This is a genomic window from Vibrio sp. 10N.261.52.C11, assembly GCF_041471405.1.
Classification (GTDB): domain Bacteria; phylum Pseudomonadota; class Gammaproteobacteria; order Enterobacterales; family Vibrionaceae; genus Vibrio; species Vibrio crassostreae_C.
On the sequence record NZ_JBFROI010000011.1, the window covers coordinates 130,841 to 140,548 of the forward strand.

Annotated in this window: 10 protein-coding genes; 6 read left to right on the forward strand and 4 right to left on the reverse strand. The window is 44.1% G+C overall.

Going from position 1 to position 9,708, the window contains the following annotated elements:
• Window positions 1-132 precede the first annotated feature (132 nt).
• On the forward strand, window positions 133-1,281 hold the full coding sequence (locus tag AB4323_RS04155) for a mannitol-1-phosphate 5-dehydrogenase (protein ID WP_372057717.1): 1,149 nt from the start codon (window positions 133-135) through the stop codon (window positions 1,279-1,281).
• 50 nt (window positions 1,282-1,331) lie between these two features.
• On the forward strand, window positions 1,332-1,868 hold the full coding sequence (locus AB4323_RS04160; protein WP_022571110.1) for an MltR family transcriptional regulator: 537 nt from the start codon (window positions 1,332-1,334) through the stop codon (window positions 1,866-1,868).
• Window positions 1,869-2,154: 286 nt separating this feature from the next.
• Here AB4323_RS04160 and nagB read toward each other — a convergent pair whose 3' ends face one another.
• Both nagB and AB4323_RS04170 read right to left on the reverse strand, forming a co-directional pair.
• Window positions 2,155-2,955 (reverse strand): glucosamine-6-phosphate deaminase, encoded by an 801-nt coding sequence (gene nagB, locus AB4323_RS04165; protein ID WP_017057618.1) that lies wholly within the window; start codon window positions 2,953-2,955, stop codon window positions 2,155-2,157.
• 606 nt (window positions 2,956-3,561) lie between these two features.
• Window positions 3,562-3,915 (reverse strand): DUF413 domain-containing protein, encoded by a 354-nt coding sequence (locus tag AB4323_RS04170; RefSeq protein WP_017061517.1) that lies wholly within the window; start codon window positions 3,913-3,915, stop codon window positions 3,562-3,564.
• A gap of 154 nt (window positions 3,916-4,069) precedes the next feature.
• Between AB4323_RS04170 and AB4323_RS04175 the strand changes: the two genes are divergently transcribed.
• Complete coding sequence (locus AB4323_RS04175; RefSeq protein WP_017061518.1) at window positions 4,070-4,960, forward strand: LysR family transcriptional regulator; 891 nt, start codon at window positions 4,070-4,072, stop codon at window positions 4,958-4,960.
• 183 nt (window positions 4,961-5,143) lie between these two features.
• Here the strand turns inward: AB4323_RS04175 and AB4323_RS04180 are convergent, their stop codons facing one another.
• Window positions 5,144-5,347 carry a hypothetical protein gene (locus AB4323_RS04180; protein ID WP_017061519.1) on the reverse strand — a complete coding sequence of 68 codons (204 nt, stop codon included), beginning with the start codon at window positions 5,345-5,347 and terminating at the stop codon, window positions 5,144-5,146.
• Window positions 5,348-5,583: 236 nt separating this feature from the next.
• Between AB4323_RS04180 and AB4323_RS04185 the strand changes: the two genes are divergently transcribed.
• The 3 genes from AB4323_RS04185 to AB4323_RS04195 all read left to right on the forward strand — a co-directional run bounded on the left by AB4323_RS04185 (window position 5,584) and on the right by AB4323_RS04195 (window position 8,026).
• Window positions 5,584-6,960 (forward strand): AlkA N-terminal domain-containing protein, encoded by a 1,377-nt coding sequence (locus tag AB4323_RS04185; RefSeq protein WP_017061520.1) that lies wholly within the window; start codon window positions 5,584-5,586, stop codon window positions 6,958-6,960.
• 25 nt (window positions 6,961-6,985) lie between these two features.
• Window positions 6,986-7,468, forward strand: a complete 483-nt coding sequence (locus tag AB4323_RS04190; RefSeq protein ID WP_017061521.1) for a methylated-DNA--[protein]-cysteine S-methyltransferase — start codon at window positions 6,986-6,988, stop codon at window positions 7,466-7,468.
• 171 nt (window positions 7,469-7,639) lie between these two features.
• Window positions 7,640-8,026: a hypothetical protein gene (locus AB4323_RS04195; protein ID WP_372151691.1), complete on the forward strand. Its 387-nt coding sequence runs from the start codon at window positions 7,640-7,642 to the stop codon at window positions 8,024-8,026.
• 14 nt (window positions 8,027-8,040) lie between these two features.
• Here AB4323_RS04195 and nhaD read toward each other — a convergent pair whose 3' ends face one another.
• Complete coding sequence (nhaD, locus tag AB4323_RS04200; protein ID WP_017077049.1) at window positions 8,041-9,480, reverse strand: sodium:proton antiporter NhaD; 1,440 nt, start codon at window positions 9,478-9,480, stop codon at window positions 8,041-8,043.
• Window positions 9,481-9,708: the final 228 nt, after the last annotated feature.

Genomic DNA, 9,708 nt, shown 5'->3' on the forward strand with positions numbered 1-9,708 from the left:
CTCATTTTCGGTCTTAATCTTTCTAACAAGATTCAGTCTGAATAGCTTACTGCTTAATGCCTAGGGCACATCGTCAAGGCATGTTGTTGAGCAGTTAGCTATCTAGATTCAAATATTTATAAGGTCAAAATTATGAAAGCGTTACATTTTGGTGCAGGTAATATCGGTCGTGGTTTCATTGGTAAGCTTCTTTCTGATGCTGGTATGAAGGTTACGTTTGCTGACGTAAATGAAACGGTTGTAAATGCGTTAATTGAACGCCAAGAATACCCAGTTAAGATTGTTGGCGAAGAGTGTGTTGTCGAAGTTGTTAAGAACGTGACAGCAGTAAACTCAGCGACAAGCGCAGTAGTAGATTGCATTGCTGAGTCTGATCTTGTGACGACTGCAGTGGGCCCTACGGTTCTTAAAATCATCTCTAAGTCTATCGCTCAAGGCATTGAAAAGCGTGCAGCAGCAAACAACACTGCACCAATGAACATCATCGCGGCAGAGAACATGGTTCGCGGTACTAGCCAATTAAAAGCAGCCGTGTTAGAGCACCTTTCTGATGAAATGAAAGCGTTCACTGAAGAGCACATTGGCTTTGTTGATTCTGCGGTTGACCGTATTGTTCCACCGGCAGAAGCGGGCGAAACAGATCCTCTAGCGGTAACGGTTGAAACGTTCAGCGAGTGGATCGTAGATCAAACACAATTCAAAGGTGAGATTCCAAACATCCCAGGAATGGAATGCACTGATAACCTAATGGCTTTCGTTGAGCGTAAACTGTTTACTCTTAACACTGGTCACCTAGTAACGGCATACCTTGGTGTGCTTGCAGGTCATGAGACTATTAAAGACTCTATCGAAGATGACGTAATCCGCGCTGAAGTAACAGCGACGATGGAAGAGAGTGGTGCGGTTCTGATTAAGCGTTACGGCTTTGATCCAGAAGCACACGCTGCCTACATCCAAAAGATTCTAGGTCGTTTTGCTAACCCGTTCTTACGTGATGAAGTAGACCGCGTTGGTCGTCAGCCAATTCGTAAACTGAGCCCGCAAGACCGCCTAGTTAAGCCTCTAAACGGTACATTAGAGTACGGCCTACCGAATGCTCACCTAGTAAAAGCAATCGCTGCTGCGTTCCATTACAAGAACGAAGACGACCCACAAGCGGTTGAACTTCAAGCAATGTTTGCAGAAAAAGGCTTTGCAGAGACATTAGCATATTATTCTGAGCTGAATAGTGACTCAGAAGTTGTTAAACTAGCGGAACAAGCTTATCTAGCATTGAAATGATAAACCACCAAAGTGCCACTCCTGTGGCACTTTCTTATTGCCGAGCCGTTATGCCAATACAAACTAATCATGAAACAGAATTACTCGAAGCACTTTCCGAGGCTGAGAGTGCTGGCGCTTGCCTGATGGCCGCTTATGATGCATTGGATGATACGGTAGATTCGGTTTTAAAAAATATTTTCAAGAAAGACGATACTGCGATTAAGTTCGTTGTAGAACCTCTTCTCAATAGTGGCGGGCCGCTAGGGGAAATAATGATACGCGGAAAGTTGCTTCTGGGGCTTGGCGTGATCAGTAAAGAGCTTTATGACGACTTAGAGATTTTCGTGACCTTAAAAGAATGGGCGAAAATACAGGGTGATGACACCAGTTTTACTGAAGTGGATATCATCTTTGAGCTAAACAAAGTACATGCTATTCAGCGTATTATGCCTATTGAATACGACCCTGAGATGGTGAAAACCATGTCTGGTCCAATGTTAGAAATGTTCTTGGGTCGACATAACCAGAAAGTGAAATCCACGATCGTTTTGGCTATTACAGACATCATTAACACCTTGTGCCGAGATAACGCGCTGAGTTCTTAGTTTTTGCTATTGAGTTCATAGCTTGAAGCTTTCGCTTGAGCTTACACCTAAAGTGTTTATTTAGCTTATCTAGCTTTAATTCGTTTTATCCATCTTAGAATATACCGTCATTGCGGTTTCTCTTGTTTGAGAAATCGCTTTTTTGTTTTTGTGCTTCTAAAAAATATCCGAAATATCTTCCCATTAAATACAAAAGCAGCAGGCACAAAAAAAGCCACATTCAGTGGCTTTTTCTATTCAAGACGCTCTCTTTATAAAAACGCCCTGCTATTCAAGACTATAGGAATTATAGGTCTTGGATGTTCTCAGCTTCTAGCTCTTGGAAGTAGCGTAGAGTCTTAACTTTTAGCTCTTGTTGAGCTGGCTCATCAGCAACGATGATAGCTTTACGGTGCATCTGTAGAGCTGTAACAGTCCACATGTGGTTTACAGAACCTTCGATAGCCATTTGAAGCGCTTGAGCTTTGTTGTGGCCTAGAGAAAGGATCATCACTTCTTCTGCATCTAGAAGAGTCGCAACACCGATAGTTAGTGCGTATTTAGGAACTTGGTTGATGTCGCCATCGAAGAAACGAGAGTTCGCGATACGAGTGTCTTCAGTCAACGTTTTGATACGAGTGCGTGAAGATAGAGAAGAACCTGGTTCGTTGAATGCGATGTGACCGTCGATGCCTACGCCGCCCATGAACAGGTTGATTTTGCCGTATGAACGGATTTTCTCTTCGTATGCTGCACAGTGAGCATCGATATCTTCAGCTTTGCCGTCTAGCAGGTTGATGTTTTCTGCTTGGATATCAACGTGGTTGAAGAAGTTCTCGTGCATGAATGTGCGGTAAGACTCTGGGTGGTTAGGGTCGATGCCAACGTACTCATCCATGTTGAATGTTACAACGTGCTTGAAGCTAACTTCGCCAGCTTTGTAAAGTTCAATTAGCTCAGCGTAAGTAGTTAGAGGTGTGCTACCAGTAGGAAGACCTAGTACAAATGGACGCTCAGCCGTTGGAGCGAACTTGTTGATTGAATCTGCGATATGACGAGCAGCCCATTTACCTACTTTAGCTTTGTTGCTTAATGGAATAAGTCTCATTGATTTTGCCCCTAGAAATAAAATTTTATAGTGTTCTGAAACATTAATTCGCATTATAAAATAAGTTATCCAGTTCCGCTATTGTTTTAGGTCAAGTTTTTGCTTTTTTCGTCGTAACTGTGACTGGAACTCTCAAAATTGCACAATTATTGTATGGATATTTGGTGGCGTTAAACAAGATTAATACGTTTGTCATATACAGCAATGTTGATCTAATTCAGCACCTGAAAGGGTTGGTGTGTTTCTATGCCTTGATACGATTATTGCAATAATGGCATCGCTCGAACCATTGACGAATTTTGGTGCATTAACGTGTTTCGAGTATAAACAAGCGTTGAGCGTATAGTTGAAACTAGAAAAATAATGATGGCAATGGAGCGCTATCGTGATAAAAGACAGGGGCAGGATGAAGAACGATGAATCTCAGTGGGATGAATACCCATAAGATTGAACGAGAGCGGTGTTTTAGTCACGCTATCGCTATGAATTGTATATAAATATTGGTAAAAATGGATAGGTTGGCTAAACTTACCAATTACAAAGAAGATGTGTGTTTGAAGGCAAAAAAAAGCCCAAAGTGATGAGGTATCACTTTGAGCGATTTTACTAATCTTCTAACACTAACTCACTTTCGTATTCTTCCCTAGATACGTCGCCGCGTTTGCAGCCGTTTAGGGTGTGAAAGCGACGGCGTCCACGAGCCAGTTGAATGTACTTCAACCAAACACGCTCTAACTTGGACTTTGCCTTATGAGGGTGAGACAACACTTTAATGAAGTGTTTTTCTTCTGCATTGATTGGTGCTAGTTCACCAGTTTCAAGTGCAAGCATAGTGTCACCAAACAAGGTTAGGATTTCCTCTTCTGAAAGAGTAAAATCACCCGACTTAGCGAACCCTCTCGGGAATTTAATGGTGTCATAAAAACGTTTTTTTCCGTGTCGGAATTCGGTCTCAGACATATCAGCCTCAGTAATGTGGTTAGATAGAAATTAGTGTTTATTGCTCACGCGAAAATATTGTTAAAAGGCTAAAATAGGAAACAAAATGTTTTTGCCTTTACGATAAACAATCCTAGATCGGCTAGTTAGCAGATTTATTACAGAGATGTATTTGATGGATGTGAAAGTATTTAGAACCTTTCTTGAGGTTGCAAGGGTGCGCCATTTTGGGCGTGCAGCTGAAAACTTGTATTTAACACAAGCGGCGGTGAGTGCGCGGATCAAACAGCTTGAAGGCTATTTTGATACTCAGCTCTTCATTCGTGACCGCAATAACATCAAACTCACATCTTCCGGTGAACGTTTGATTGGTTATGCCGAAGTGATGGTGTCCACCCTACAACAAGCCAAATTTGAGCTGTCGTTAGAGAGTGGTAAAGCCTTGCAGTTAACGCTGGGCGGCACGCCGAATATTTGGGATGCGTATCTGCAAAACTGTTTAAGTGTGGTAACCGACTCTTTTGGTGGTTACGGCTTTATGGCAGAGGTGATGGGGCGCGAGCAACTGAACCGTAATTTGTTAGAACGAACCTTAGATATGGCTTTCGCGTTCGATCAGATCAAAGCAGAAGAGCTGAACTGTAAAAAAGTCGCTGACTTGGTTTTGGTGTTGGTATCAACGCAGCAAGATGATCTGGAATCTGTATTTCAACATAAGTATGTTTATGTGGATTGGGGAACGCGCTTTGGTTCTGAACACGCAGAACGTCACCCTAAAGTGCCAGCACCGTACCTACGTACCTCTACAGCCCGTATCGCCCTCGATTTCATTTTAGAGAAAGGCGGCAGTGCGTATCTTCCGGTGTCTCTAGTCGAACCTTTTATCGATTCGGGTCAGCTGCACAAGGTGAAAGGGGTTGAAGACTGGTATCTCCCAATTTATCTGAGCTACCGTAAAAGCAGTACCTCGGTTGATGCGATCATGCAGGTTGAGAAGTTGGTTAATGAGATTGACCCATCGACGGCTTACACATTGCAGCAAGCCGCTGAACAAGCACCTGAGTAACGGCATTCGCGGTAAGCAGTGGCTTTGCTGATTAGATTCAATAAAAAATGGCTCCCAACTAATTGTATAGTTGGGAGCCATTTTTGTTTTAAACCAGAAATGTACTTCTTTTCGGAACTAGAGATCGTTTCTAATTCCATAAATATCGTTTAGGCCTGGTATGTGTAGCCTTTATTAAAAGCCCTATAGGTTCATTAGATTCTCAATAGACTCTTCAAGAGAGTGTGACATGTACGAATGGATTTGATTGCCATCCGTTGCGTCAATCTCGATCATAGAAATCCCGTTGTCCGCTTTGTCTTCAAGAAAGCTTAGAGACTGCTCGACTGATTGACTGGTGAGAACCTGTTGATTTGATAAAACAATACGACATGTGTGTAGAACCATAGCCTTTTCCTTTTTATATTCGATAGGTCTCTGCATCTTGGCGTGCTAAGTACCGATCGTTGACGTTGTGAGAAGAATGCCCTCTCTAGGTTAAATTTAGTCGAATTGAATAAAATTAAAACCCTTTTTTGTGATTTATCTGACCTTCGCTTCCGAAAGTGGCTAGCGACAATGGTGGTTCACGGTAAACTTTTAGGTATCGGATCAAACGCTATGGTAAGTGGGAAGAGTACGGCATGTCGAAAAAGATCAATCACAACAGCAGCTTAACCAGTGAGCAGTGCCATTTGGCTCGATATGCACGAGATGCTCGCTTTGATGGGATGTTTTTTACAGCGGTGAAAACGACAGGAATTTTTTGTCGCCCGATTTGCCCAGCCACACCACCCAAAGAAGAAAACGTCGAATATTTTTCCCATCAAGCTCAAGCATTGAAAGCGGGATATCGTCCTTGTTTACGTTGTCGACCAGACAGCGCACCTTTTTCGCCGGCTTGGAAGGGCGTCGAAACCACTTTCTTACGTGCGATGCAGTTGATTGATAATGGCGCTCTGAATTCAGGATCTATCGTCGACCTTGCAACGCGGTTAGGTATTTCAGATCGTTATTTACGAACCTTATTCGACAATTACATCGGCGTGTCACCCAAGCAATATAGTCTGTACAGTCAATTGATGTTTGCCAAGCAGTTGCTGCACACCAGTAGCATGAGCATTACTGATGTCGGCTTTGCTAGTGGCTTCAATAGTACGCGCCGTTTTAATGATGCCTTTCAAAAAGAGCTGCAGCTTTCGCCAAGCCAAATTAGGCGAGCGAAGCCAAGTGACACTCAGAGTAATCATATTCAGCTTGGTTTTCATGGACCCTTAGATTGGAACCACTTGTTGAGGTTTTATCGACGAAGAATGATTGAGGGCTTAGAAGGCGTTGGCGAAGATTATTATAAGCGCACGGTAAATGTGAACGGGTCAAAGGGTTGGTTCAAGGCGACTTTAGCCAAAGATAACCGCTTGGATATTGAATTCGAGTTGGATGATATAAGCCAATTAAGAAGCTTGATTGCGAATATCCGCCGTATGTTTGATCTTGATGTCGATATTGCCAAGGTTGAGACGTTCTTTACGACTATCGATCCTAACTTGGTGGCTAAGAGTGGTATCCGTATTCCTGGCGTGTGGAGTGCTTGGGAGGCAGGCGTGAGAGCGATTCTAGGACAGCAAGTTTCGGTAACCGCGGCGATTGGTCAGCTTAACTTATTGGTCAAAGAGCTTTCTGATGAACATGAGAAAGCCAGCTTCCCAACACCAAAACAGATAGCGGACGCTGATGTTAGCTTCTTGAGAATGCCGGGAAGCCGCAAAGAGACCCTAAAGCGTTTTGCCGAATACATGGTCGACAATGAAGCTGAGCATCCTTCCAAATGGATTGAGCTAAAAGGGATTGGGCCTTGGACTATTCAATATGCACTGCTTCGCGGGTTAAGCGAACCTAATCATCTGTTGGTTGGTGACTTGGTGGTGAAGAAGTTTATTGAGCATCGCCCCGCCATCAACACGGAGAGTGTTTCGCCTTGGGGTAGTTACGCCACGTTCCACTGTTGGAATCAGTCTTAATCGGAATACTAAGCTAGGAGATATCATGGACAACCGTTTTACTTACTATGAGAGCCCATTGGGAACCGTGACGTTACAGGCGAACGATGAAGGCTTGCTCGGCCTTTGGTTCGAGACACATACCACCAAGCCGGAACCGTTGGGTGTTCAAGATGATAGCTTTCCGATCTTTGCATTGGCTATCGAGCAGCTTAATCGCTATTTCTCGGGCGAAGCTATTCAGTTTTCTGTGCCGATTGCAGCCAAGGGCACGCCATTTCAGCAGTCGGTTTGGCAGGCGCTGACGACCATTCCTTATGGAGAGACTTGGAGCTATGCACAACTGGCCGATGCGATAGGCAATCCGAAAGCCGTTCGTGCTGTGGGTTTGGCGAATGGCAAAAATCCGGTTTCAGTGATTGTGCCGTGTCACCGTGTGATTGGTAAAAACGGCAAACTGACGGGTTATGCAGGTGGCGTAGAACGTAAACAGCACTTATTGGTGATAGAGGGAAGAGAGCAAGACTAGCAAGCGATTTAGCCATGAGCCTGTCCAGATGCTGGCTGAATATCTCGTACTACTTAATGGTGAAGGCGAGTGGTTCTTAAAATATGACTTTGCATTAAAATCAACGCTTTCTGGGAAATATCGATTTGGTTGCATATCCTTTAACCATGTTCTCTAGGCAAGGATGCCCAAATGAATAGCCATCATTCACTTATACTCTGCTGCAGTAGCGCACTATTGCTGACGGGCTGTTTAACCGACACCAGTCGACCCTTCGAAGTACCACAACTTGCTCTGTTCAAAGGTATGTATGAGAACGCAGATAATGACAGTTATCTACTTTTTGAATCCGGGCAAGTGACTTATCAAACAACGGATAATTCCGTGACTCGAACCTATCGTGTTGATGATGACTTGATCACCATTGAATTCAATTCTGGAAGCAGCCGAACTGACTCTAGACTAGTGATGCGCATTCAACAGAAGGGCGAGATGCTAACTTGCAACCAATGTCCAGCGATACAATTGAGTAACGTCTGGACACTTGTAGATAAGCCTGTGAAAGACAGTTCGAACTAGAAAAGATCTCCGAATTAGAAAAGATCGCCATTAAGCCATAGGTGTGCAGCGATACTGACGGCATAGCCAATCATGATCACTGGCATCCATTTCAAGTGGCCAAAGAAGGTGTATTTGCCATGCGCCGCGCCCATTAACGCCACACCTGCCGCACTACCAATAGATAACAAGCTGCCGCCAACGCCTGCGGTTAAGGTGATCAGTAGCCAGTTACCCATCGACATTTGAGGTTCCATCGATAACACGGCAAACATCACCGGAATGTTATCGACAATCGCAGATAAGATCCCCACCATGACGTTGGCCCAAATTGGATCCCATTGGCTATACATCACGCCCGAGGCTAATTCCAAGTATCCAAGTAAACTCAAGCCACCGACACACATTACGACGCCGTAGAAGAACAGCAACGTGTCCCATTCGGCATGCGAAACTCTTCGAAATACATCGAATGGCACAACAGAACCGAGTCGTTTCAGGGCGCCTTCATCGTTATTGGCGATCGCCACCGCTTTTTTCTTCGCGAGTGAGTTGGGTAAAGTCTTACGTAAGTAATAACCAAAGAACTGCAGGTAGGCGAGTCCCATCATCATCCCCATCACAGGAGGGAAGTGGAGTACGGCATGGAAAGCAACTGCGGTCGCTATTGTCATGATGAACAAGAATACGATTCGTCTTGCACCACGTTTTAATTCAACGTGTTGATGAACTGTGTCGGGCTGAGTCGTGGGTACAAAATAAGACATGATCAACGCAGGGACGAGGTAATTCATCACCGAAGGGATAAACAAAGGAATGAACTCACTAAAACTCACATAACCAGCCTGCCATACCATGAGCGTTGTGATGTCGCCGAATGGACTGAACGCGCCGCCAGCATTGGCGGCTATCACGATATTCACACAAGCTAGGTTAACGAATTTAGGATTAGAGCCAGCAACCTTGAGAACAACGGCGCACATCAATAGAGCTGTCGTGAGGTTGTCGGCAATAGGCGAGATAAAGAAGGCCAGAATACCGGTTATCCAGAACAGAGAGCGGAAATTAAAGCCTTTGCCTACCATCCACGCTTGCAGCGCATCAAACAGTCTTCTCTCTTCCATAGCACTAATGTATGTCATGGCGACGAGCAGAAAGAGTAATAGCTCGGCGTATTCCAGAAGGTTATGCTCGAGCGCTTGTTTGGCGACTTCAACAAGGTTGTGTTCTTGGTAGGTAAAACCAATGATTATCCAGATCAGGCCCGCTGCAAGTAGAACCGGCTTGGATTTTCGGAGTTTTAGGTATTCTTCCATCATCACAACTATGTAAGCGACAACGAAAATAGTCAGCGATAGGTAGCCAGCAAATGAACTGGTTAGCTTAAGTGGCTCTCCCAACTGAGAAGTGGCAGCGCCTGCTACCGTAGAAAAAAATAATAAAGAGAGAACAGCAGAAAGCTGGATACCTAACATGGATTACGCTCCGAAGTTAATAAGTTATTAACACGGGTAAAAGCGTAGACCTAAATAACCATGTGCAGTGTGATAGATATCTTAATAATTCAATAGATTATATAGAAAACAGTAGATTGGGTGAAAACGTGAGGTCACAGTGAAAGCCGTTGATTATAGGAACCCTGTCGTTCATAGGAAAACGGTCGATCATCGGCAACTTGTTAATCATAGAGAAATAGAGAAATA